General features: G+C 61.3%; 20 protein-coding genes. 14 read left to right on the top strand and 6 right to left on the bottom strand.

The genetic code is table 11. From position 1 onward, the window contains the following. Nucleotides 1-52 precede the first annotated feature (52 nt). A complete protein-coding gene (locus TERRO_RS20410) occupies nucleotides 53-931 on the top strand; it encodes a ThuA domain-containing protein (RefSeq protein WP_014787615.1) in 879 nt (292 codons plus the stop codon). 15 nt (nucleotides 932-946) lie between these two features. Here TERRO_RS20410 and argH read toward each other — a convergent pair whose 3' ends face one another. The 3 genes from argH to TERRO_RS20395 form a co-directional block, all read right to left on the bottom strand. Beyond that, nucleotides 947-2,449, bottom strand: coding sequence for an argininosuccinate lyase (argH, locus tag TERRO_RS20405; RefSeq protein WP_245536157.1), 1,503 nt, complete (start codon nucleotides 2,447-2,449; stop codon nucleotides 947-949). Between the two features lie 75 nt (nucleotides 2,450-2,524). Then, nucleotides 2,525-5,410 (bottom strand): TonB-dependent receptor, encoded by a 2,886-nt coding sequence (locus TERRO_RS20400; protein ID WP_014787613.1) that lies wholly within the window; start codon nucleotides 5,408-5,410, stop codon nucleotides 2,525-2,527. A 125-nt stretch (nucleotides 5,411-5,535) separates the two neighbouring features. Continuing rightward, nucleotides 5,536-6,783 carry an ROK family transcriptional regulator gene (locus tag TERRO_RS20395; protein ID WP_014787612.1) on the bottom strand — a complete coding sequence of 416 codons (1,248 nt, stop codon included), beginning with the start codon at nucleotides 6,781-6,783 and terminating at the stop codon, nucleotides 5,536-5,538. Between the two features lie 93 nt (nucleotides 6,784-6,876). Between TERRO_RS20395 and TERRO_RS20390 the strand changes: the two genes are divergently transcribed. From TERRO_RS20390 to TERRO_RS20340, 11 genes are all read left to right on the top strand, one after another. Then, complete coding sequence (locus TERRO_RS20390) at nucleotides 6,877-7,281, top strand: cupin domain-containing protein (RefSeq protein WP_245536156.1); 405 nt, start codon at nucleotides 6,877-6,879, stop codon at nucleotides 7,279-7,281. A gap of 69 nt (nucleotides 7,282-7,350) precedes the next feature. Next, on the top strand, nucleotides 7,351-8,199 hold the full coding sequence (locus TERRO_RS20385; protein ID WP_014787610.1) for a DUF4097 family beta strand repeat-containing protein: 849 nt from the start codon (nucleotides 7,351-7,353) through the stop codon (nucleotides 8,197-8,199). A gap of 38 nt (nucleotides 8,200-8,237) precedes the next feature. Further along, nucleotides 8,238-9,014, top strand: coding sequence for an endonuclease III domain-containing protein (locus tag TERRO_RS20380; RefSeq protein ID WP_014787609.1), 777 nt, complete (start codon nucleotides 8,238-8,240; stop codon nucleotides 9,012-9,014). 40 nt (nucleotides 9,015-9,054) lie between these two features. Then, entirely contained in the window at nucleotides 9,055-10,560 is a 1,506-nt protein-coding gene (locus TERRO_RS20375; RefSeq protein WP_157178472.1) for a carboxylesterase/lipase family protein, read from the top strand. Nucleotides 10,561-10,787: 227 nt separating this feature from the next. Next, on the top strand, nucleotides 10,788-11,543 hold the full coding sequence (locus TERRO_RS20370; RefSeq protein ID WP_014787607.1) for a gluconate 2-dehydrogenase subunit 3 family protein: 756 nt from the start codon (nucleotides 10,788-10,790) through the stop codon (nucleotides 11,541-11,543). Between the two features lie 72 nt (nucleotides 11,544-11,615). Then, on the top strand, nucleotides 11,616-13,184 hold the full coding sequence (locus tag TERRO_RS20365) for a GMC oxidoreductase (protein WP_014787606.1): 1,569 nt from the start codon (nucleotides 11,616-11,618) through the stop codon (nucleotides 13,182-13,184). Nucleotide 13,185: 1 nt separating this feature from the next. Next, nucleotides 13,186-13,902 (top strand): cytochrome c3 family protein, encoded by a 717-nt coding sequence (locus tag TERRO_RS22485; RefSeq protein WP_052313417.1) that lies wholly within the window; start codon nucleotides 13,186-13,188, stop codon nucleotides 13,900-13,902. A 437-nt stretch (nucleotides 13,903-14,339) separates the two neighbouring features. Next, nucleotides 14,340-14,747, top strand: coding sequence for a hypothetical protein (locus TERRO_RS20355; protein WP_014787604.1), 408 nt, complete (start codon nucleotides 14,340-14,342; stop codon nucleotides 14,745-14,747). A gap of 192 nt (nucleotides 14,748-14,939) precedes the next feature. Next, nucleotides 14,940-15,470, top strand: a complete 531-nt coding sequence (locus TERRO_RS20350) for an Hsp20/alpha crystallin family protein (RefSeq protein ID WP_014787603.1) — start codon at nucleotides 14,940-14,942, stop codon at nucleotides 15,468-15,470. Between the two features lie 126 nt (nucleotides 15,471-15,596). Continuing rightward, nucleotides 15,597-18,236 (top strand): ATP-dependent chaperone ClpB, encoded by a 2,640-nt coding sequence (clpB, locus tag TERRO_RS20345; protein WP_014787602.1) that lies wholly within the window; start codon nucleotides 15,597-15,599, stop codon nucleotides 18,234-18,236. Between the two features lie 202 nt (nucleotides 18,237-18,438). After that, nucleotides 18,439-19,275 (top strand): hypothetical protein, encoded by an 837-nt coding sequence (locus TERRO_RS20340; RefSeq protein WP_157178471.1) that lies wholly within the window; start codon nucleotides 18,439-18,441, stop codon nucleotides 19,273-19,275. Nucleotides 19,276-19,278: 3 nt separating this feature from the next. Here TERRO_RS20340 and TERRO_RS20335 read toward each other — a convergent pair whose 3' ends face one another. Both TERRO_RS20335 and TERRO_RS20330 read right to left on the bottom strand, forming a co-directional pair. Next, entirely contained in the window at nucleotides 19,279-20,598 is a 1,320-nt protein-coding gene (locus tag TERRO_RS20335) for an alkaline phosphatase family protein (protein ID WP_157178470.1), read from the bottom strand. 117 nt (nucleotides 20,599-20,715) lie between these two features. After that, nucleotides 20,716-21,969: a sugar MFS transporter gene (locus TERRO_RS20330; RefSeq protein ID WP_157178469.1), complete on the bottom strand. Its 1,254-nt coding sequence runs from the start codon at nucleotides 21,967-21,969 to the stop codon at nucleotides 20,716-20,718. A 203-nt stretch (nucleotides 21,970-22,172) separates the two neighbouring features. Here TERRO_RS20330 and TERRO_RS23345 point away from each other — a divergent pair, with 203 nt between their 5' ends. After that, entirely contained in the window at nucleotides 22,173-22,370 is a 198-nt protein-coding gene (locus tag TERRO_RS23345) for a hypothetical protein (RefSeq protein WP_157178468.1), read from the top strand. Further along, entirely contained in the window at nucleotides 22,367-22,651 is a 285-nt protein-coding gene (locus TERRO_RS20325) for a type II toxin-antitoxin system RelE/ParE family toxin (protein ID WP_014787598.1), read from the top strand. The genes TERRO_RS23345 and TERRO_RS20325 overlap by 4 nt, the downstream gene beginning before the upstream one ends. Nucleotides 22,652-22,663: 12 nt before the next feature. Here TERRO_RS20325 and TERRO_RS20320 read toward each other — a convergent pair whose 3' ends face one another. Beyond that, on the bottom strand, nucleotides 22,664-23,710 hold the full coding sequence (locus TERRO_RS20320) for an NAD-dependent epimerase/dehydratase family protein (RefSeq protein WP_014787597.1): 1,047 nt from the start codon (nucleotides 23,708-23,710) through the stop codon (nucleotides 22,664-22,666). Nucleotides 23,711-23,720 lie beyond the last annotated feature (10 nt).

The following is a 23,720-nucleotide window of genomic DNA, read 5'->3' as shown; positions in this document are numbered from 1 at the left end:
AAGAAACGCCGGCTTACAAAGGATGGGTGGAAGAAGGATGAGGGATATCGGCATGGAAGCACGCACGCGACGCAGTTTTCTGAAGAGTCTGAGCGTTGTTACTGCCGCTGCCGCGGTGGCGCCGCAGGCCGCGCTTGCGCAGACAGCGCCAAGACCTCGCCGAGTACTCGCGATCGGCGATGTTCATACGGCCTATCAGCATGATTCGGTATCGCATGCACTGGCCACTATTGAGCGCCTTGGTACCTCGACCGGCCTCTTTGAGACTTATATCCGGACGGACACCCAACTGATCACCAAGTCCCCCGTATACGGAATAGGCAAGTACGGCCCCGGAGGCGAGCGCCGATCGAATGCGAAGAACCTCAACGATTTCGACGCGATCTTCTTCTATGGCCTGGGCGAAGAGGAGCTGCGCGATGACCAGAAGCGTGACCTGCTGTCATTTATCCACGATGACGGCAAGGGCTTCGTCGGCGCGCACTCCGCCATTGATGCGTTCTTCTCATGGCCGGAGTATGGTCAGATGCTTGGCGCTTACTTCGATAACCACCCGTGGGGTGTCTTCAAGGCTCCCGTCATCGTTGAGCAGCCGACCTTCCCGGGCTTCAAGCAGTTTCCGAGGGAGTTTTATATCCAGGACGAAATCTACGTCGCGACCGATAAGCCTTACTCCCGTAAGGACGTCGATGTGCTGGCACGGCTTGATGCGTCAAAGCTCGACATGAAGGTGAAGGACCTGCATCGCACCGACGGAGACTTTCCCGTTGCCTGGGTAAAGCAGTATGGCAAGGGCAATGTCTTCTACTCCACCTTCGGTCACCCCGTTGCAGCGTGGGATAAGCCAGAGGTACAGACGATGTACCTGGAAGCATTGAAGTGGTCAATGGGGCTGACACAGTACACGCCGCGACCACACCCGATCTCGTAGGGTCACGCGCAGTCGCTAGATCAGGTGCGACTGCGCGGCCTTCAACAAGTCCAGGTGCTTCGTAGTCAGATACTCACGTTCGGCACGAAGCCAATCATGATCACGCTGCAGTTGAGTTGCAGCGCGTTGCAACTCAGGATCAAGCGCAGACTTCGCAGGACCTCCCGCGATGCCTCGCACCTCGATGAAGTGTGCAGGCTGTAACGCGGTTTGAATCGTTTCAAACGGGACATCGAAGCCACCTGCGAGCAGTTGCCGATGCACGTCCTTCGCAAGTGCTTCGTTGTCGTCGGAGGCTGCGTCCCGGACGGCGAGCGAGACGATGCTATGTGCATCATGGAAAGACATACCGGTCGATCGCACCAGCGTATCCGCCAGTTCCGTTACCGTGAGAAAGCTTGTACCGGCCCGCTCGCGCATCCGTTGAACATTAAAGGTCGCCTCGGACAACGCGCCGGCCAGTAGCGTGGTCGATCGCACTGCGTCGGCAAAGGCAAGCGCGACTAACGGCTGCAGGGAATCTTCGCCGTCATTCATATCGGTGAAGGGGGTATTGTGCAACGATCCGAGAACAGATTGCGCCTCAGTCAACGCACGCGATGCAAGGATGCGCGTGTGCTCCAACGGCACAGGGTTGCGCTTCTGTGGCATGATGCTGCTGATCTGCACGTAGCCCTCTGACAGCCGCAGGTAGCCAAACTCTGCGGTAGACCACAACAGCATCTCCTGCGCGAAGCGGCCCATGGATAACATCGCTGCAGCAACCACACCGCATGCCTCGGCGACGTAGTCGACGGAAGCAATCGCACCGTAGGAATTAGTAACAAGGCCTCGGAAACCTAGCGCCTCTGCTGTCATGGCGCGGTCAATGGGGAAGCCAGTCGTTGTAATCGCGCACGCACCCAACGGTGAGCGATTCACACGCGCATAGCAGCCGATGATGCGCTCTGCATCGCGCTCCATCACCTCGATGTAAGCCATCAGGAAGTGACCCAGCGTCGTGGGCTGCGCAGGCTGGTTGTGCGTATAGGCGGGCATGATTGCCTCGCTGTACCTTGTTGCAATCTCCAGCAGGGTGCGGCGCAAAGTTATCGCGCTGCCAAGCAGATCCAGCAGGCGCTGCCGCAGCGTCATGCGGTACATCGTCAGATCGAGATCGTTACGCGAACGCGCTGTGTGGATGCGGCCGGCGTTGTCCGCGCCTGCAGCCTCCGCAAGCTTCTGCTCAACGTAGAAAAAGAGGTCTTCGACAGAGCCGTCATAAGGCACGGATCGAATGGCATCAAGGTCAAGCGAAAGGATCGCGCGAAGACATGCCGATGCACTGTCCTGCGACAAGATGCCCTGCTTCGCCAGCATCAGCACATGCGCCAGATCGCATTCAATGAGTGACGGAAGGAAGAGGCGCTGCGCATCGGCGAAGACGTGTGCGAGCACGGTGTCGCGATAAACATCTGCCGGAAACTTCGATCCGGTCGCCGCGTATTCGTGGTTGCCGGCTTTGTCGTTCGATCGCACGCATTTCTCCAAGGAGTGATAACTCAAAACAGCAACCGGGGACGGCCACATGTGCCGTCCCCGGTTGCGTTTCCGTTAGAAGCGGACTGCAAAGCCCCACTGCACAATACGTGCTTCCAGCACCGTGCTAGGAACGGTGGTGATCGCACCCGTCGCGACTCCGGCGTTGGCGTTGGCGGCTGGTGAAAGCGTGAAGTTGTATGGCGTGGTCGCCTGGGTCACTGTCAGCCCGGTGATGTTCCGGTGATTGAAGACGTTGTTCGCCTCCAGCAGGAACGACGGCTCCAGACGATCCCAGTACTTGCCAAAGGTCCGGGTGTAGCGCGCGTCGAACTGGTAGATGTTCGGCGAACGGAACGTATTGCGACCGACAAAGGCCGGGCGCTGAACGCTGGCGGCAAACGAATCGCCGTTCAGTGTCCCGGTAGATGTGGTTAGGTTAGCCTGGTCTCCCGAAGACAGATTCGCCAGGATCGCAAAGCGATTGCCGTTGGCAACGGTGTTCAGGAAGCCATTGCCATAGTGGAAGGTCGGCTCAAGCACTGCGGTCATGTTGAAAGCGCTCGGACGATTAACGAGTGAGTTGCCACGGTCGCGGCGGTAGTTAGTGGTGTCCATAACCGTGGTGTTCTGCTCGAAGGTGTTGACCTCCGGAGCGTCCGTGATCGTGTGGGACCAGGTGTAGTTCGCGTTGAACTGCAGTCCGTGGATCGGCGACATCGAGTAGTTCAGCACCAACGCGTTGAAGCTGCTGTTCGCACCGGACTCCACGCGATTGATCTGGTTGAAGCGCGTGTCGATTTTTGTAGACGCCAGGTTCGGGTTAAATACCGGCCGTCCATCTGCCAGCGAACCCACTGGGTTCTGGAGGTTGATGTTGTGCAGGTACATCAGGTTGCGGCCATTGGAAAGGATGTAGCCCACGGTGAACGAACTGCGCGAACCGAGCTGCTGCGTGAGCTGCGTGTTGAAGTTCCACGTGTACTCGTTCTTGATCTTCGGTGAGACGGTCAGCACGTTCTGCGCTGCCACGACGCCGGTTGCGCTCGGGATGTTCGGGTAGGCCGGAGCACCCGTCTGCGTGGGCTGGAAGGTGTAGCTGTTGATGCGGTTGGAGCCGTCGGAGTTGAGGGCATTAAACCAAAGGTTAGTCGGCGTCTGCTGATAGAAGATACCGGCCGATGCCTTGAAGACAGTCTTGTCTGTCGCCTTGAACGAGAAGCCGAGACGGGGAGCGAAGTTACCGGCCGGCACGCGGAACGTGCGGGAGTCCGCAACCGGCGCGTTCGGGTTCGCATTGGGCGACTGGAAGCGGTCATACCGCAACCCACCCACAACGACCAATCGCGGCGCTACCTGCCAGGTATCCTGCGCGTAGCCACCGTAGAAGAGCGACGCATACCCGATGCCCGTCGTGTCGGTCTGCGAACTGAATTGGTTATAGGACCGCGGATTTACTCCGCTCACTGCTTGCTGATATGCAGCGATCGAGGCGAATGTGTAGGTGTTGAAGCTTGCCAAACGCTGCCGCTGCTGAAGCGCCGCAAGAGTGAAGCCTGCCTTCAAGGAATGAGCTCCGCGAGTATAAGAAATGTTCTCGGATCCATTGGGCGAGTGCTCATAATAAGTGGTTCCACCAGAGGACGACGCACCCATCGTAACGACGTTTGTAATCGTAACTGTGGGAGCATTGGTGGGAGTCGCTGCCGATGTGACACTCGAACGCAACGGAAGCGAGATACGGAACTCATTCAGCAGATGGTCGCTCACGGTTGTGATCAACTGGCCGCCGAAGACATGCGCGCGATCCTTGAAGTTTGCACCCGTCGACCGCAGATTGATACCGCCGACCTGCGTGTTGTATGGGAAGTCGTTGACGAAGTAGTTGTAGCGGATCATCGCCTGGTTCTTCTTGTTGATGGTCCAGTCAAGACGTCCAAGGGCGAACTTACCGTTGAGTAGTCCGGGCGCCGCCTGCAGCTGTTCTGCTGGAATGCCGAGCGCATTAATGTTCGCCTGGGAGACGGTGACGGGCGACGGGCTGCCGCGCTTCACCTGCTCGTACGATCCGAAGAAGAACAGCTTGTCCTTGATGATGCGTCCGCCCAGGTTGCCGGAATAGTCACGCAGTTCAAGATTCGGCTTCGCAGACCCCGTGGTGCTCAGCAGCGGATACGCTGTCGCGTCCACCCAGCGCTGCACAAACTGGAACATGCCGTGATACGCGTTGGTGCCGTTGTTTGAGATGACGTTGTAAACATTACCCGTCGTCCATCCATACTCAGGCGCGAAGGAATTCGCGACCTCCTGCACTTCCTTCACGAAAATGGTGCCGACCGGAAAGAAGCGCAGACCGATACGATCCGACTCCGTATTGAGCATGCCGTCCATCTGGTAGTTAATGCGGTCCAGCAGACCGTTTGTATTGATGGTGCGAGGAATACCAAGCTCGGCATTCGGGTGGCCCGACACGCCCGGCTGGAAGATGATGAAGTTATAAGGATTGCGCGATGTCAGCGGCAGGTTCTCGACTTCGCGCGAGTCCAGTGTGCGTTGAATATTCAGATTGGTGGGATCGATGCTGACATTGTCCGCAACCACGCTTACCGATGATCCAACTTCACCCAGCACCATCTCGCCATCGATAGAGGCTTCTGATCCGGCATTCAAGACAACGCTCTTCACCGTCAGGGTGGAAAAGCTTGGCGCCACAAATTGAACGGTGTATTCGCCCAGTGGCAGATTAGGAAGCACGTAGAGCCCGTTGCCGCCAGTCGTTACCGTCTTCGTAAAGCCGACGGCAGGGTTCGTGACAGTGACCGTTGCGTTAGGAATGGCGGCGCCGCTGGGATCCAGCGCGCGGCCACGGATGGTGCCGTTGACAGACTGTTGAGCCAATGCCGCGGGAAGAGCCGACAGCATCAACGCGGAAGTAACCACCGTGCGGGAGATTCTCGACATCAACTGCCTCCGAATGTATTGAGTACTTGTAAAAGTCACTTCATATGGCGACGGCTGGCTGTCTTACCTTGGGATCGTGTCGCCCCGCTCGCTCTTGCCGTCTGCCGTCTTGGTACCGTGGGGCATCAACAGAGAAGGCCGGCCTCGATGGCCGCCAGTGACAATGAAATCGCGCCGAACAACTGGGCCTGCTTGCCCAGGCTTGAGGTTCGCAGCAGCGGCTGCGCAAGCTCGTTCTCCTGCAGAAATATTTCGGTTGTCGCGCGCAGCACCCCGTGCGACCCGACACCGCCGCCCAGCACCACCAGCTTTGGGTCATACAGTAGCCCCAGGATGCCGATGGCATCCGCAAGAATGCGTGCCGTCGTGCCGACGATCTCCATCGCGAGTTGATGGCTGTCCGCTGTCGGCTCGCCCGCCAGGTCGAAGATCTGTGACGCGCGCAGCTTCGGCAGCGGTCCCTCGATGATCCCTTCGCGCTGCAGCGCCTCGCTCCAGGCATCTTCAATGCCGGCACCACCGATCACCCGCTCCAGTTGACCGGTCTGCTCCAGCCGCATCGTCTCGCGAGGCATGCCGGCAACGGGCAGATACCCGATCTCGCCCGCGGACCATGTTGCTCCATGGTGCAGTGAGCCCTCCACATAGATCCCTGCACCCACACCCGTTCCCATGGCGATAAAAACAAAGTCGCGGGCATCATGCGCAATGCCGCGCGCACGCTCGCCCACGGCGGCCAGGTTCACATCGTTCTCCACGGTCGCGTCAATACCCAGGCCACTCTCAAGCAGGGACTGCAGGGGGACGTCGTTCCAGTCCTGCAGATTGGGCGCGGCCTTCACCACACCATTGCGGACATCGGTGATGCCCGGCGCACCAACGGTGATGTGACGCACGCGGCCGACGGCGTTTGCGCTCTCCGCCATCGCTTTCAGGCCTTCACGCAAGAGCGAAACCACAGCACTGGGAGTCTTGCGGCCTGCGCCCAGGCGTGCCTCCCACGTTGCGACGGTCTGGCCGTGCAGGTCCGCCAGCATCATGCGCAAGTAGGTTCCGCCAATGTCTGCACCCGCAACATACGCGTGCGAGGCGTTGAACTGCAGCAGATCCGGCGGCCGTCCGCCCGAAGACTTGCCTTCACCGATCGGCTCGACCAGGCCGCATTCCGCAAGCTGAGCGATGGCAGCCGCGACCGTCGGCGCAGAAAGTCCCGAGCTTCGAACCAGATCTGCCTTGGAGCAGGGACTGCTCTTGCGCAGCAGACGCAGCAACGCGCGGCAGTTTGCCTCACGCAGATGAGTCGGCCGGGCCGCCTCGGGTGCGGGCGGCTCGCCGGAAGCAGGCGTGCTCTGGGTCAGCAGGGGAGTAGGCATCGTGTGAGACCGAGTTTATAAGGAACATTCACAAAGTCCAGAGATTTCTTGTGCTAATTCCGCAGATGCGTCCGCCAGTGCATCATGGAACGCATGAGCCAGGGCCAGTTTTTCGACATCGCCGCACTCGCCGCCACGCTGCCAGCCACCGCAGAGACCATGCTGCGCGACATTCGACTGACGGACGAAGCCGCCGCCAGCTGCCGCATCTTCCGGGTCTACCGCCCGGCGCCGCTGCACTTCCATACCGCCTGCGACGAGTATCTGTACGTGTTGCAGGGCCGCGGCCGGATCCAGATTGAGGACGCCGTGCGCGAGGTGGGGCCCGGCGACCTTATCCACTTCAAGGTCCGCGTCGTCCACGGAACACCTGAAATTCTCGAACATCCGTTTGTCTTTCTCGCCATCGACACGCCGCGCCGCCCGCCGGATGACGTGCATTTCGTGAACCCTGCGGACGGCAACGCATCGACCTTCATCGCATCGCAGGAATATTGATTGCGAGTTGGAAGATAGTGCGAACAAAATGGGGCTCGCCTGCGTAACTGCCGGTGGGAGACTCCGCGTATGCGCTACTCGTCCGTCCTTGCTACTGTCGCCGTCCTTATTACTGCCGTATCTGCCGCGGCACAAAGCAACTGGGACAAGACCTACAACGTCTCCGGTCGCGCTGCCGTGCAGGTCAGTGTCGACAATGCCTCGGTCATCACGCGCACCTGCGGGACTTGCCGTACGGTGCGCATCCATGTCGATGCCCATGGAAACGATCTCTCACGCTGGCACCTCACGGAGATGCAGGGTGGCAACGTCGTCCACTTCACCATGAAGCGCCGTGACGAGGAGCGATTCTTCATGGGATGGCAGGGGCGATCACCAGAGGTCTTCGTGGATCTCCCGACTGAGTCTGACGTCGAATTGAGATCTGGCAACGGAGGCCTGCAACTCACCGGCGTGCATGGATCCGTGGACGTCAAGACGGGTAATGGATCCGTCGGAGTTGAGGATGTCACAGGAGCATTGCGCATCACCAGCGGTAATGGCGCCTTGACGGTGCGCCGCGTCGAAGGAACGTTGATGGCTGTCAGCGGCAACGGCCCTATGACGTTAGAAGGTCGGCTCTCACAGTTTGAGGTGCGCTCGGGAAATGGCGGCATGAACATCGTCCTGGAGCCGGGCACAACGTTGACGAGCAGCTCCCGTGCCACTACCGGTCACGGCGGCATGCATCTGACGGTGCCGCGCGACCTGAAGGCAGAGCTGGACCTCACCACCGGCAACGGCTCTCTTCACAGCGATCTTCCAATGATGAGCCAGTCGACCAGCGATCGACACCACCTTCACGGCAACATCAACGGTGGCGGCCCATCGCTACGCCTCACCTCGGGCAACGGCAGCGTCACGATCAGGAGCAACTAGGTCTCCCGCGTTGCCGACTCATCTGCGTCTAAGGAAACGTGCCCCCGGCCCAACAAGCCGCGCTCTTTCCCGATGCGGTCTCGCGTCCCGGACCGACCCTGCTCTTCCGTGACCTGCAGGACCTCCAGGATCGCCTGCTTACATGGTGGGGCGGTCCGCCGCAACCGCGCGAGGTATGGGATCCGTTAACGCAACTCATCTATTCCCTCTGCTCATCCCGCACGAAAGACGCGGAGTCGCAGGCGACCATTCGCGCTCTGCGGGACCGCTTCGGCGGCTGGCCGACAGGCCCGAACAGTTGGGATGAGGTGCGGTGGGAGCGGCTGCGCGATGCCTCGATCCCAGAGATTGAAGACACGCTCCGGTTGGCCACCTTTCCCGATCGAAAAGCTGTCCAGTTGAAGCAAACACTCGAACGCATCACGGAACGGGCCGGCACGTTATCACTAGCCTTCCTTGGGAAGTACCGTACCGACAAGGTGCGCGCGTGGATTGAAGAACTGCCCGGTGCCGGCGTTAAGGCCAGTGCGGCCGTGGTCAACTTCTCTTCGCTTCGACGACGCGCGATCGCCATCGATGGCCATCACCAGCGCATCGCCATCCGTCTCGGCGTCGTGCCTGCTAATGCGACGGCACGGCAGGTCGAGGCGGCCCTGGTGCCCCTCGCACCCGCCGACTGGACGGCCGTCACCATGGACGAGCACCACACCCTGGTCAAGAAACTCGGCCAGCGCGTCTGCACCCTGCGTGAAGCCCATTGCAACCGTTGTCCGTTGCGCGAGGTCTGCGTCACGGGATCCGCTGCCCGACCGTAAGCCGATGGATGCAACACGCTACACGTGTAAAGTGGGTGCGATGCGGACACAACTCTGGACACGGCGGCAATGGTTACAGGCAGCAGGCATGACGCTGGCAGCGTCCGCTCTGCATGCACAGGATCGCGGTGGAAACGCCCGCGCCGACCGTGCTGAAGGACGTCATCGAAGCGACGGCACTGTCGAGCATCTCGGCATCCCGTACGCGCAGCCGCCCGTGGGACCACTCCGTTTTCGCGCTCCCGTGCCTGTGCGTAAGAGGGCACCAGCGCTCGGCCATCTGCCGTCGCCGGCCATGCAGCCGGGTCGCGAGGGCGTCAGCGAAGACTGTCTGTACCTGAATGTCTACGCGCCCAATCCAAATACGCCGGGTGCGGAGACGTTCCCGGTCTTCGTCTGGATCCATGGCGGCGGCTTCACCGGCGGCAGCCCGAACGACTTTGACGGCGGTGTCTTCGCGAAGCAGGGAATCGTGGTTGTCACCGTCGCCTATCGGCTGGGCGTCTTCGGATTCCTGGATTGGTCGCCGCTCCTTGGCGCCGAGTACGCAGATAGCGCAAACAATGCCCTGCGAGACCTGGTGTGCGCACTGCAATGGGTGAAGAAACACGTTGGGGCGTACGGCGGCGATCCGTCGCGCGTGACCATCGGTGGCGAATCCGCCGGCGCCAAGCTGGTCGGATCCCTCATGGGCATTGAAGAGGCAAAGCCGCTGTTCCAGAGCATGATCAGCGAGAGCGGTGGCGGGGAGCGCATCCTTGAACCCACGGCGGCACCCCACGTGACCGATGCCTTCGCAGCACAGTTGAAGGACCGCACGCCCGCAGGCATCCAGGCAGCCAGCGGAGAGTCGCTCATCGCCGCGCAGCTTGCCATGACGGACGTATGGCCGGCGAACTTCCCACTCCGGGCAGAGGCCGGCGGAGCGCTCCTACCGCATCGCTCAGTCCCTGCTATCGCCGCCGGCAACACCCGCGGCAAGCGACTGCTGATCGGCACCAACCGTGACGAGAACGCTCTCTATCTGGGCAAGCACGCCGCGGAACCCATCACGCAAAAGCGCCTGGGCAACACCACGGAGGCGCAGTTCAACGCGATCCTGGCCAGCTATCGCAAGATTTATCCCGACATGTCACCCGCGGACATCAACATCCGGGCGCTGACCGCCGAGGAGTACTGGGTACCCAGCATCCGCGTGGCGCAGGCGCATGCCAAGGGCGGTGGCTCCACCTGGTTCTATCGTCTCGACGAGACGGCCGTCGCCGGCCCGCACAAGGGCGAAAGCTACCACTCCTACGACCTGGGCTTCGTGTGGCAGAAGCTCTCCGCAGAAGAGCCGCCGGCCGCACAGAACCTCTCCCGGCAGATGCATGATGCCTGGGTCACCTTCATCCAAGGTCGAGCTCCTGCTGCCACCGGTTTGCCTGCGTGGCCAAAGTGGACTCCGGAAAAACGGTCCACCATGCTCTTCAACGGCACCAGCACCGTCGAGCAGCGGCCCTTCGAGGCCGAACTGCGCCTCTGGGACGGCATTCGCTTCGACTAGTTGCGCGGTTACGGGCTGCCGTGAATCCATGCATTCACGGCGTCTTGTACTCTTCAACCGCAGAAGTCTTCCATGGGCCGGATCCAACGCTGCTTCTGTTACCTGTCATCAATTAGGTCACTTAATTCACCGTAGATTGTTGTCCCACAACAGATCGTGTCGATGTCCGCCCACCGGTTCAACTTCGGGTTTGACCAATCACTATCCGCATCGCTAGCATTCCCTCCATGAAGAGGCGTGACTTTGTAAAGGGGCTGGCCGTTGCCACGGCGACAGCCGGCACCGCGATTGGCCAGCAGAAACCGGCACCGCAGGCGCAGAATCCGGCACCTGCCGCGAACGCAGCGGACCAGGGAACCATGGCGGTCAACCCCGCTGCGGCATCGGCACCTGCAGCGCAGGACCGGGTAAGACAGCAGGCGCAGTTCAAGACGCCGAACATCCCGGTCTCGCAGCCGGATGTTGTTGCCACGACGGACACGCGGTACTTCACGCCCGTTCGCTACGCCACGCTTGTGCACCTGTGCGAAGTCCTGATGCCTGCCAGCAATGACTATCCCAGTGCCGTAAAGGCCGGCGCACCGGAATTCCTGGATTTCTACCTCGGCGCGTCGCCGGCTGAAGAGCAGAAGCTGTACAACGACGGCCTCGATCGTCTGAACGCCGATTGCATGAAGCAGTTCAAGACGCCCTTCGCGAAGGCCGACATGAAGCAGGCCGACGCCGTGATCCGTCCTCATTTGAAGGGCTGGATGAACGACCACCCGCCCCGGGAGACGCATGTGCGCTTCGTCAACCTGGCGCATCGCGACATCCGTACCGTCACGCTGAACTCCACCGCATGGGCGATGGCGGCTGACGCTGCGGGCGAACGTACACCGGGTGTTGGTCTCTACTGGAGCCCGATCGATCCCGGCATTGAGACGTGGGTCAAGCATGGCGTCGCACAGGCCACGCCGACCACCAAGCACGCTCACAGCTAGGCGCGCACACAGGCCAGGCAGCAGCAGCTAACAGTTCCGCGGGTTCGCGACAAGAGAGAGCAAGAGAAGCGCATGGCACAGAAGAAGGTTGACGTCCTCATCATCGGCTCCGGCCACACCGGCGGTATGGCTGCAAAGATCCTCACGGAAAAAGGCATCGCATGCACCATGCTCGACGCCGGTCCGATGCTGAACTTTGAGAAGTATCGCGAACTGAAGCCTGCTTCGCAGCTTCCGTACCGCGGTCTCGGCACGCCGGGCCGCAACCCGCACATCTACCAGTCGAGCGAGTTCAACGAGAACCAGTGGGTCGACGAGAAGGTCATTCCGTACTCTCACCCGTCGGATCAGATCTACAACTGGGTCCGCGTGCGCAGCGTTGGCGGCCGGTCGCCCTTCTGGGGCCGCCAGTCCTTCCGCCACAGTGACTACGAGTTCAAGAGCAAAGATCATGACGGCTTCGGCGAGAACTGGCCGATCCAGTACTCCGACCTGATTCCTTACTACGACCGCGTGGAAGAGATCTTCCGCGTGACCGGATCGACCGAGCACCTGCCGCAGTACCCGGACGGCAAGTTCATCGAGGACAAGGCTCCCTGGTCGGGTGCGATGCAGCGCTTTGTCGATGCGGGCAAGAAGCATGGCGTTCCCGTCACCAAGCCGCGCTCCTCGCAGGGGCGTGACGGCCTCGCGGCATCGCTGAACCTGCTGCTGCCGGACGCCGTCCAGACCGGCAAGCTCACGATGATTCCCAACGCGATCGTGCGCCAGATCACCGTGGACAAGAACACGGGCCTCGCCGACGGTGTCACCTTCGTCGATCGTCACTCGCACCGCGAGATGACGCTGAAGGCGCGCGTCATCATCGTTGCCGCAGGCACGCTTGAGACCACCAAGCTCCTGATGGCGTCTGAGATCTGCAATTCCAGCGGTGCGCTCGGCCACTACCTGACCGACCAGATCTATGGCGCAGGCATCATCTGCAGCGTTCCCGAAGCTCGCGACGGCAAGAGCCGCGGCATCACCGGTGGCGGCGCGCTCATCCCAGGCTTCCGCAACCTCGACACCAAGACAGACGGCTTCCTGCGTCGCTACGCGGTCAATGTCTCCTGTAGCAACGGTCCGTTCGATCCGCGCGCGCTGCCGTATTACGGTGCAGAGCTGGACAGCAAGCTGGCCAGCTACAACGGCAGCAGCTTCTCCACCAACATCATGGGCGAGACGCTGGGGCACTACGACAACCACGTGACGCTCAACAAGCAGGTGTTGGACGCCTGGGGCATGCCGACCCTGAACATCGCGACCCGGTACACCAGCAACGAGACCAACATGACGAAGGACTACATCGACACCATGGCTGCCATGGCGACCGATGCAGGCTTCGAAATCCTGGTAAAGAACTACGAGTTCAACCCGCCGGGCTTCTCCATCCACGAGCAGGGCACTGCCCGCATGAGCGCCGACCCCAAGAAGGGTGTCGTCAACCAGTGGAACCAGACGCACGACATGAAGAACGTCTTCATCACGGACGCCAGTGTCTTCGTGAGTGCCGGCTGGCAGAACCCGACCATCACCATGTGCGCTCTGGCGATGCGTGCGTCAGAGCACTTGGCGGAAGAGATGCGCAAGGGGAATGTATAGCTTGCGCCGTCTGATCCTACTGCTGTTCGTGCTCTTCTGTGGCGTTACTGCACGTGCACAGGATGCTCCGGTTGGCCCGCCGCCGTCGACCGCTCCCGCTCCGGGGACGGTCGCGTCGTCGGGCGCGCCGACCATTGCCAGCCCGGGTGCAGGTCCGACCCAGCCGATCGCCTTCAGCCACAAGAAGCACATCGGCGAGGCAAAGATGGGTTGCAACGACTGCCACGAGCCGTCGCGCAACGGCAGCACGCTGGCCATGCCGCAGCCTACCAAGTGCATGCTGTGCCACGCCGCCATCGCCACCGACAAGCCGGACATCCAGCGGCTGGCCGCCATGGCGAAGAATGAAGAGAACGTTCAGTGGGTCCGCGTCTACCGCGTCCCCTCGTTCGTGAGTTTCAGCCACAAGACCCACACGACGGCCGGCTCCCAGTGCCAGGACTGTCATGGCCCTGTTGCCGAGCGCGAGGTCATCGCCAAGGAGAAGGATCTTTCCATGGGTGGCTGCATCTCCTGCCATGCCCAGAAGGCTGCTCCAACCACCTGCGATACCTGCCACCAGTTGAACTCGGTTCAGCTGCACCAGCCGGCGATCGATTCCGACACCCGCCTGGTCGCGCTGCTTATGCGCAAGAGTGTAACGGCGCGCGACTCGCTCCGGCAGTTCCTTGCTCCCATGGCGATGCCTGCGACGCTCGCGGCCGGCCTACGACCCTGACCTACCCCCCCGGGGGTAATTTCGTAAATATCAGAAAACAAAGGGCTTGACGTTTCCCGATTTGGCAAAAATTAGATTCCAAAGGGGTTACGGGCAAAAATTAGTAAACAAAGGACTTACGGGAACGACGAAGGCCTCACCGATTCGGTGAGGCCTTTCTGATCTCTGCTTCTATTCTACCAATTTCGCGTCGAAATCCGGTCACTGCAAGTTGTTCTGATGACAGCACTTATGCGATTTACCTCTTGACAGGTTTCCGTTCACGGTGCGGTCGAGCCGTCGCTGCATCGCTCTTGGATTAAGAGCCAGGGGCCTCGCTCCACCCCGGTCTGAAAGTCGACACGTGGGCACGGGGTCGGGTGTCCCGCAGTGCAATCGATAAGCGCTCTAACGAAGTTGGCGATAGTATTGCCCATTCCCTTTCCGGAGAGTTAACGATGCGTAAGTTCTTTGCGGTAGCACTCCTTGTGTTTACCTTGCCCCTGTTTGCTGCCGAGAAAATCCCGGTCGGATCGAAGATTTATATCGAACCGATGGACGGATTTGACACTTCGATCGCGGCCGCCATCATGAAAAAGGATGTCCCCGTCCAGATTGTCGACGCGAAAGAGAAGGCCACCTACGTCCTTAGCGGAACGTCGTCCACTGAGAAGGCCGGTTGGGCGAAGACGATTTTCGTTTCTCCGAAGGCGGCTGCGCATGCTGCGGTGCAGCTGAAGACGACCGATGGGACATTGGTCTGGGCCTACTCCGTGGATAAAACCAGCGCTTATAATGGCGAGCAAAGTACAGCGGAAGCCATTGCAAAGCACATGAAGGGTGAGGCCGTCGCCGACAAGAAGTGAGGCTCATTTCATTTCCCAGGAAGGCCCATCGATTGGTGGGCCTTTCTTCGCGTCTCTTCACGTTCGAAAGTGAGTGAAAGACACTCACATAATATGCATCGGTTGTGCTATGCTCTGCGTCAGATGTAGTGAGCCGTGTCACCGCGGACTTCGCGATCCGGCTCGACACTTATGTCACAGGAGACCCGAGTCATGACCATTACCCGATTCACCCCGTTTTCTGATGTTGCCGTTTTGCAGAACCGTCTGAACTCCATCTTTCACGACTTCAACCGTCCGCAGGGCACAACGGAGGGCGGCGAGAGCCTGAGCGCCGGATCGTTCGTGCCGGCTGTGGACATCTATGAGGACGCGCAGAAACTGGCGCTGACCTTCGAAGTTCCGGGCATCCGTCCGGAGGATGTGGATGTTCGCGTGGAAAACAATGTGCTGACCGTGAAGGGCGAGCGCAGCTTCGCAACCGACGCGAAGGAAGAGAACTTCCGCCGCATCGAGCGTCGCTTCGGGTCGTTTGTGCGCAGCTTCACACTGCCGCAGTCGGTGGACACCGAGCAGGTGAATGCCCGTGCCGAGCACGGTGTACTGGTGATCGAGCTGCCCAAGAAGGCTGCCGCACAGCCAAAGCAGATCAAGGTGGCCGTGGGCGCAGCAACGCAGCCGAAGCAGGTGGAGGCCCAGGTGCCACAGGCCGCGGCTGCTGCTGACGAGAAGAAAGCCGCATAACAGCGGCGGTTGGAATACCTACCCCCGCAGGGTTGAGCGATGACCGGGGTTGCCGAAGGATAACGGCAACCCCCTTGCTTCCGGCGGGATGCACGAACACTTTCGGAACACGAGGACAGGCTGACGATGGCGATCAAGTGGGACAAGCTGACAGTGAAGTCGCAGGAGGCGCTGAGCGCCGCCGGGAGTATGGCCGCGGAGTTCGGCAATCCGGAGGTGATGCCGTTGCACCTGCTGGCGGCGCTGCTGGAGGACCGCGAGGGCATCGTCCTGCCTGTGCTGGAGAAGATGGACGTTCCCGCGCAGCAACTGCTGGCCAGCGTGAATGCCGCCGTCGGCAAGCTGCCACGCATCCAGGGTCAGCAGCAGCAGCCTAATGGCGGCGGTGCGCTCAATCGTGTGCTGGAGCAGGCATTCAAAGAGGCCGGCAACTTCAAGGACGAGTACGTTTCGACCGAGCACCTGTTGCTGGCGCTTGCGCAGACCAAGAACGATCCTACCCAGACAGCCCTGGCGGCGTTGGGCGCTACGCATGATGCCATCCTGCGTGCGCTGACGCAGGTTCGCGGGTCGCAGCGGGTGACCGACCAGAACCCTGAGGGCAAGTTCCAGGCGCTGGAGAAGTACGGCAAGGACGTGACGAAGCAGGCGCGTGAGGGCCGCCTGGATCCCGTGATCGGTCGCGATGAAGAGATTCGCCGCGTCATCCAGGTGCTTAGCCGCCGTACCAAGAACAATCCCGTTCTCATTGGCGAACCCGGCGTGGGCAAGACGGCTATCGTCGAAGGCCTTGCCAACCGGATCGTCCGCGGCGATGTACCGGAGTCGTTGAAGGACAAGCGTGTCGTCTCGCTGGATCTTGCGAGCATGCTGGCGGGTGCGAAGTTCCGCGGCGAGTTTGAAGAGCGCCTGAAGGCGATGCTGAAGGATATTGAGGATTCGCACGGCCAGATCATCCTGTTCATCGACGAGCTGCATACGCTCGTCGGTGCGGGTGCTTCGGAAGGTGCGGTCGATGCCAGCAACATGCTGAAGCCCGCGCTGGCGCGCGGCGAGCTGCGTGCGATTGGCGCGACCACGCTGAACGAGTTCCGCAAGTACATCGAGAAGGATGCGGCGCTGGAGCGGCGCTTCCAGCAGGTGTACGTCGGTGAGCCGAATGTGGAGGACACCATCGCCATCCTTCGCGGCCTGAAGGAGAAGTACGAGGCGCACCACAACGTGCGGATTAAGGACGCGGCGATCATCGCGGCGGCGGAGCTTTCGCACCGGTACATCAGCGACCGCTTCCTGCCGGACAAGGCGATCGACCTGGTCGATGAAGCCGCGGCGTCGCTTGCCATCCAGATCGGTTCGGTGCCCGAGGAGATCGATGCGATCGACCGGCGAGTCATCTCGTTGCAGATTGAGAAGACCGCGTTGACGCGTGAGACGGATGCGAATTCTGTCGACCGTTTGGAGACCGTGGAGCGTGAGCTCGCGGAGCTGCAGGAGAAGGCGAGCGGCCTGCGTGCGAAGTGGCAGCATGAGCGCGACGCCATCGGCAACATTACGGAGCTGAAGAAGCAGGTGGAGAGCCTGCGCTTCGAGGCCGAGGACCAGACGCGTCGCGGCAACCTGGAGCGCGCGGCAGCGATTCGTTATGGCGATTTGCCCAAGGCGGAGGCCGAGCTGCAGAAGCTGGAGGCCGAGCAGGACGCGGTGAACGATGGCACGGCGAGCCGCATGCTGAAGGAAGAGGTGGACGAGGAGGACATCGCCGACATCGTCTCGCGCTGGACGGGTATCCCGGTCAGCAAGATGCTGGAGGGCGAGGTGCAGAAGCTGGTGCAGATGGAGACGCGTCTGCGCGAGCGGGTCATCGGGCAGGATGAGGCGCTGGTCGCGGTAGCGAATGCGATCCGTCGCAGTCGTGCGGGTCTCAGCGATCCGAAGCGGCCGATCGGCTCGTTCATCTTCCTGGGCCCGACGGGTGTGGGTAAGACGGAGACGGCGCGCGCGCTTGCGGACTTTATGTTCGACGATGAGCAGGCGATGGTCCGCATCGACATGTCGGAGTACATGGAGAAGCACGCGGTGGCGCGGCTGATCGGCGCGCCTCCGGGGTACGTGGGTTTCGATGAGGGCGGACAGTTGACCGAGGCGGTGCGTCGCCGGCCGTATGCCGTCATTCTCTTCGACGAGATTGAGAAGGCGCATCCAGATGTCTTCAACGTGCTGCTGCAGGTGCTGGACGATGGCCGTCTGACGGATGCCAAGGGACGCACGGTGGATTTCAAGAACACGGTGCTGATCCTTACGTCGAACATCGGTGCGAGCGCGTTGACGACGGCGTGGGCGGAGGGGCCGGATGGCTTCGAGGATGCGAAGACGCGCGTGCTCGAGGAGCTGAAGAAGCACTTCCGGCCGGAGTTCCTGAATCGCGTGGATGACCTGGTGGTCTTCCATTCGCTGGGCGAGGAGCAGTTGACGCACATCGTCGACCTGCGCCTGGGCGAACTGCAGGCGTTGCTGACGGATCGCAAGATCAAGCTGGAGCTGACACCGAAGGCTCGGCACCTGATCTTTGAGGCGGGTTACGACCGTGCGTACGGTGCGCGGCCGCTGAAGCGGGCGATCCAGCGGATGGTGCAGGATCCGCTGGCGATCAAGATCCTGAGCGGCGAGGTGCGGCATGGGGACCATGTGGTGGTGGATGCGAAGGGCGAACACCTGACCTTCAACGTCACCGTGCATGAGGCTGTGCCGGAGCCTGTGGAAGTCTGAGGTTCCTAAAGTGAACCAAAAGCCCGCCACCAGCAATTGTGGCGGGCCTTTTTCGTTGGCATAGCCCGGGGGCGCTGGTAGAACGTGGTCCATGGCTGGCAAAAGAATCTTTCGGGGCCGTCCAGTCGGACGCTGCAACACCCTCTCGCCCAAGTACAGACTTCGGAAGATTCTAACTAGCTGCTTAGGCTCTGTGGTGCTCGTGCTGCTATCGGCATGCGGCGGCGGCAGCCTTCCTGTGGCCGCGCCGCCGGTCACACCCTCGGCTGCGCCGATTGATGGCCGGTGGTCTTTCTCAACCACCAGCCAGACAGTACCGTTTGCATCTGTGGTGTTTAGCGGGGTGCTGTCCACCAACGGGACTGCGGTTACGGGAGTCGGTCAGGTGCAGTTTTTCCTGATGACGGGGTCTAACGCTTCCGCCTGCGTGCAGCCTACAACGGTGACGGTGCAGGGTACATTGAACAGCGCGAGGCATTTATCGCTAAGCTCTTCGACCGTGAATGGCACCGTTTTTACAATCGACGCGGATATTCCTACGACATATCCGGCGGTGGATTCACCTGCGGGGGGAATCACTACGGCTGTGGGGTCTACCGGCACATGCGCGGTAGCTACTTCGCCCGCCTTTGCGTACTACTCGAGCTCTCTCACCGGTACCTACGTGGGATCTCTGCAACAGGTGGTCTCGGCGGGGCCGGTTGATACCGCGATCCCCAGTGTCTCCATGGCTCTGAGCGAGAGCGATCCGGACCCGCTGACAGGCGAGTCCTCCATCGCCGGCTCAGCCAAGCTCACGTTCCCAACCTGTTCGGTCGTAGTGCCAATTGCGAGAACGCGTGTCGGCGCTCAAAATACGGCGGTGCTGCTCTATCCGACACCTTCCCCTCCTCTGGTCGCGGTGTTCGCTCTCCAGCCCGGACAAGTCATGCTGAACATCTGGTATGAGGGGTCCGACTGCAAGCCAACGGCGGTGATTGCGCCTGCCCCTGGGGCGGGGCAACCACCACGTTGGTCCGGCACGCTTGCCAGGCAGTAGCGCCTATTTCAGGATGGCGGTGAGCGGCTTGCCGTCCATGCCGGTCTGCGGCAGGCCGAGGATCTTTGCGATGGTGGCGGCCACGTCCAGGTTTGGGAAGGCGGGCTGCTCGCCTGCGTGCGGCTTTATGGCAGCGCCTTCTGCGATGAAGATCTCCTGCATCAGCGGGCGGGTGTTGGGGTAGCCGTGGGCGCCGGTCTGGCTCTCGACCGTGGGTGCGCCCGGCTTGATTCCGCCGAACTTCCAGTCTTCCTTGGCATAGACCAGTACGTCGAAGGCGGTGGGGTTGGGCTTGCCTGCGTCGTGGGGTGTCGGCCAGCCCTGGGCGCGGATCTCGGCGTCGGTGGGGAGGCTGTCGGTTGCAGGGGATGCGGCGAAGGCTGCGCGGATCTTTGCGGTGAGCGCCGGTGTTGCGTGCGTCTCGTAGATGTAGGCTGCGCCGCCTTCGGGCAGGGCGGTGGCTTCGGCGGGCGTGATGCCGGCGTCGCGCAGAATCGCGTTGGGATCGGCGGTGTGGTGCACGCTGCTCTGGCCGTGGTCGCTGACGATGAGGAAGGTGGTGCGGTCGAGATCGCCCGCGTCCTTCACGGCCTGCACGACTTCTGCGACGCGGTCGTCGAGGAAGGCTGCGGTGACGACGCCGGCGTTGGTGCCGTAGCCGTAGGTGTGCTCGGCAGAGTCGAGCGCGAGCAGGTGCAGCAGCGTCAGGTTGGGGTGATGGTGCTTGATGGCATACGTCGCACCGCGCGTGTAGAGGCGGTCGCGCGAGGGCTGCGAAGCTTTGCGGAAGTTGTCGAGCTCGGCCTGGGAGAGGCTGCCGTCGGCGAGCATCTCCTTGATGAGTTTGCTGTCCGGTTCTGGCTGTTCGAAGAAGCTGTAGTCGATACCGGCGTGCTCGATTGCTACCCAGTCCATTTCGGCGGTGGTGAGGCCGGCGGCGTGTGCGGCCTCGTAGACGGTGGGAACGCGGACGAGTTGGGACTTGGGCGCGTGGAATTCGACCGAGATGGGGCCGCCGGTGCGCTGGCCGGTGATCTGGCCGTTCGCGATGAGGCCGTGCTTTGCGGGCGTAACGCCTGTGACCATGGCGGTGTGGTTGGGCCAGGTGACCGTCGGATTCACGGGCTGCATCGATTTGGCGTAGGCGCCGGATTGCATGAGGGCGTGGAGCGCGGGCACGGGCAGCAGCGGGTCCTGCAGCAGCGATGCGCCAAAGGCATCCAGGCTGATGACGACGACCATGGGCTTGCGCTGGGATGTCTGCGCGGCGAGTGTGGTGGCTGCCAGACAAAGTGCGGCCACGGCGGTTGCGATCTTGTTCATGCGGGTCATTCAATCACAGTTGCGTGGCGGATGTGTTGCTGCCGCGTGTCGTGCGCAAAGACAAGCCCCACGTCCCGGAGCGAGACGTGGGGTTCAGAATTGTGTTGCGTTGGGCGGTTAGATCATCTCTTTGGGCAGTGACGGGTACATCGGTTTGCGATTGTTGGCCGCAAAGCCATAGATGGCGATGTAGACGTAGCAGACGGCGGGGATGATGAAGGCTTGCTGGTAGCCGACGTGATCGGCGACCTTGCCGTACAGGTACGGGATGAGGGCGCCGCCGACGATGGCCTGCACCAGGAGGCTCGATCCCTTGCTGGTGAGTTCGCCCAGGTCCGTGAGGCCCAGCGCGAAGATGCAGGGGAACATGATGGAGTTGAAGAAGCCGACACCGAGGATGGTGTAAACGGCCACGTTGCCGTGCGTGAAGACGCTGGTCAAAACCAGAGCGCAGGCGACTGCTCCGGCAAGGCCCAGCAGTGTGCCGGTGCGGACGCGTTGCAGCACAGCCGAGCCGATGAAGCGGCCGATCATCGCTCCGCCCCAGTAGTAGGGCACCAGGCCGGCGGCCTGAACGGCGGTCATGCTGCCCGTGCCGGGCTGACCGAAGTAGCCGATGAGGAAGCTGCCGATGGAGACCTCGGCGCCCACGTAGACAAAGATGCCGACCGCGCCGGCGAGCAGCCACGGCTGGTTCCAGACACTTGCGCCGAAGCCGGCGATGGGCCGGTAGTCAACGGTCATGTGCTCTTTATTATCGAGCCGAACGGAGGCCAGCAACGCAGCCAGCACCAGCAGGATGCCGGTGATGACGAGGTACGGCATCGTCACGGTGGAGGCTTCCTGCGCGCGGTATGCGACGCGCTGCACGTCGGAGAGACGGCTGACCTCGAGCGTACTCATGGCCGTGACGCCGGCCAGGATGGTGACGCGGCCGATCCACGGTGCGATGGTTGTGCCGAGCGAGTTGAATGCCTGCGACAGGTTCAGGCGGCTGGATGCAGTCGCCGTCGGTCCTACGCTGGCAACGAACGGGTTCGCGGAGACCTGGAGGCCAGTGATGCCGGCAGCGAGAACAACCTGCGCTGCGAGGAAGAGCGGGTACGAGGCCAGGTGCGCAGCCGGAATGAAGAGCACGGCGCCGGCAGCGGCAACGATCAGGCCGATCACCATCGTCTGCTTATAACCGCGGTATTCGACCAGCTTGCCGGCGGGAATGGCGAACAGAAAGTACGAACCGAAGAAGGCCGTCTGGATCAGGGCAGCTTCCGCAATGCTGAGCTCAAAGATGCTCTTCAGGTGCGGGATCAGGATGTCGTTCATGCACGTGAGAAAGCCCCACATGAAGAACAAGGTGGTGGCAATGCTCATGGCACGGTAGTCAGTGCTCTTGCGGCCGTATAAAGACGTAGTGGAAGTAGTGGTGGAGATCGCCAATGTAGGGGCTTCCTTCTGGGGCCGCGGCTGCCGCGGCGCTGCACTTTATAGGGTATCGCGTGCGGGTCGGATGCGTCACGACAGGGGCGCGGATTTCGCGCTTGGCGCGCTTCGGACGCCGAGGGTATGCTTTTTCCATGAGCGACGACGAAATCATCGACGGTGGTGCGACTGCTTCAACGGCATCGGATGCCTATGACGAGTGGTTTCGTCGCGAGGTAGAAGCAGGCTTGAAGGAAGCGCACGTGCCAGGCGCTGTTTGGTCAACGCCCGAAGAAGTACGCCTACGCCTCCAACAGCGGCGTGAACGGGCTCGATTGGAGAAGGCTAGTTGAACGTACGCCTTTCGATCGCAGCGGAACGTGATCTCGATCGAATTTGGCACTCCATCGCACAGTCCAGCGAACGGTCTGCGGACAGCGTAGAAGATCGAATCTTTGCTGCGATTTACAGGCTCGCGATTCATCCGCGGCTTGGCAAGCCCGCGGGTCTCGAAGAAGCGCGCCAGTTTGCGGCTACTGGAACGCAATACGTTCTGATTTACGAGGTGCTTCCCGACTGCGTTTTGATCCTGCGCGTCATGCATGGTGCTCAGGACTGGCCCGGCCGCGTATGACACCTGTAAGGGCTAACTAAGCCACTTCAGCAGCCGAATCACACCCATCCCGGCCGGCTTCCTGTGTGCGCTGACCTCTGTGCGGCCGTGGATCTCCGCGCGGTGGTCGCGATAGTGTGCGTACGCCCGCAGCAGCATCTGTTCATTCGTCAGGGTCGGCTGCCAGCCCAGTTCGCGCTTGATCGAGGTGGTGTCGAAGACGAAGCTCTCCGCAATCATCTTGTAGTGGTATGGACCCAGGGGAGAGATCCTTAGCTTGTGCGCGGCCATCATCGCGGCGATCGTCGGCCCTTTAGGGAGCGACCGGACTTTGCTCTTGCTGCCGCCTGCGGCAATCACGCTTTCGTACACGGCGCGCATGCTCTTCACATCGTCGCTGCCCACGTGAAAGAGGCCGCTGCGGCCATACTGTGCGCCCAGGATGCAGGCGGTCGCGAGGTCGTCCGCATAGATGAACTGGTACTGGTTGCCGCCATCGCCCACGACCCAGACCGTCTTGTTGTCATCCATGAACTCGTAGAGGATGGCGAGCAGACCCAGCCGGCCCTCGTCCATGATGGTGGGACAGCGCAGCATGACGACGTTCAAGTCGTCGAAGAAGCCCCGCAGGCGCACCTCTGCCTCCAGCTTGCTGCGGCCATAGATCTCAATCGGCGCGGGTAGATCGCGCTCCTCATGCACTGGATGGCCCAGATTCGAAGCCCACAGACAGTTCGTCGAGACGAAGACAAACGGCTTCACACCATGCTGCTTTGCCAGTTCGGCTAAGAGCACCGTAGCATCCACGTTGCTCGTCCACAGCAGCTCTTCATCCAGGTGCATGCCATGTGCAAGCTGGGCCGCAGCGTGGAAGATGGCGTCAAAGCGATGTTCCGCAAAGACCTGCTCCATGCGCACGCGGTTCCGGAGATCACCGCGAATGCTGGTCAGCCCGGGCAGGCCGGCGTCCTCGTCGACCTCAAGGTCGATGTTGACCACGGTATGGCCTTCGCGCAGCAGTCGCCGCTTCAGAATGCTGCCAAAGAAACCCGAAGCGCCGGTGACAAGATAATGAGCCATCGCTCTCTAT

The sequence above is a fragment of the Terriglobus roseus DSM 18391 genome, assembly GCF_000265425.1.
In the GTDB taxonomy this organism is placed as follows: Bacteria; Acidobacteriota; Terriglobia; order Terriglobales; family Acidobacteriaceae; genus Terriglobus; species Terriglobus roseus.
The sequence above is the reverse complement of the archived record's forward strand: the minus strand, read 5'-3'. Positions and strand labels throughout refer to the sequence as shown.

What these genes read in the sequence shown, in the direction of transcription:
- TERRO_RS20385 (WP_014787610.1), top strand. Translation starts at nt 7,351, where the DNA reads ATGCGCTACTCGTCCGTCCTTGCTACTGTCGCCGTCCTTATTACTGCC.
- TERRO_RS20350 (WP_014787603.1), top strand. Translation starts at nt 14,940, where the DNA reads ATGACCATTACCCGATTCACCCCGTTTTCTGATGTTGCCGTTTTGCAG.
- TERRO_RS20400 (WP_014787613.1), bottom strand. Translation starts at nt 5,410, where the DNA reads ATGTCGAGAATCTCCCGCACGGTGGTTACTTCCGCGTTGATGCTGTCG.
- TERRO_RS20390 (WP_245536156.1), top strand. Translation starts at nt 6,877, where the DNA reads ATGAGCCAGGGCCAGTTTTTCGACATCGCCGCACTCGCCGCCACGCTG.
- TERRO_RS20335 (WP_157178470.1), bottom strand. Translation starts at nt 20,598, where the DNA reads ATGAACAAGATCGCAACCGCCGTGGCCGCACTTTGTCTGGCAGCCACC.
- TERRO_RS20375 (WP_157178472.1), top strand. Translation starts at nt 9,055, where the DNA reads ATGCGGACACAACTCTGGACACGGCGGCAATGGTTACAGGCAGCAGGC.
- TERRO_RS20320 (WP_014787597.1), bottom strand. Translation starts at nt 23,710, where the DNA reads ATGGCTCATTATCTTGTCACCGGCGCTTCGGGTTTCTTTGGCAGCATT.
- TERRO_RS20355 (WP_014787604.1), top strand. Translation starts at nt 14,340, where the DNA reads ATGCGTAAGTTCTTTGCGGTAGCACTCCTTGTGTTTACCTTGCCCCTG.
- TERRO_RS20370 (WP_014787607.1), top strand. Translation starts at nt 10,788, where the DNA reads ATGAAGAGGCGTGACTTTGTAAAGGGGCTGGCCGTTGCCACGGCGACA.
- TERRO_RS20410 (WP_014787615.1), top strand. Translation starts at nt 53, where the DNA reads ATGGAAGCACGCACGCGACGCAGTTTTCTGAAGAGTCTGAGCGTTGTT.
- TERRO_RS20395 (WP_014787612.1), bottom strand. Translation starts at nt 6,783, where the DNA reads ATGCCTACTCCCCTGCTGACCCAGAGCACGCCTGCTTCCGGCGAGCCG.
- TERRO_RS20365 (WP_014787606.1), top strand. Translation starts at nt 11,616, where the DNA reads ATGGCACAGAAGAAGGTTGACGTCCTCATCATCGGCTCCGGCCACACC.
- clpB (WP_014787602.1), top strand. Translation starts at nt 15,597, where the DNA reads ATGGCGATCAAGTGGGACAAGCTGACAGTGAAGTCGCAGGAGGCGCTG.
- TERRO_RS20330 (WP_157178469.1), bottom strand. Translation starts at nt 21,969, where the DNA reads ATGAGCATTGCCACCACCTTGTTCTTCATGTGGGGCTTTCTCACGTGC.
- TERRO_RS23345 (WP_157178468.1), top strand. Translation starts at nt 22,173, where the DNA reads ATGAGCGACGACGAAATCATCGACGGTGGTGCGACTGCTTCAACGGCA.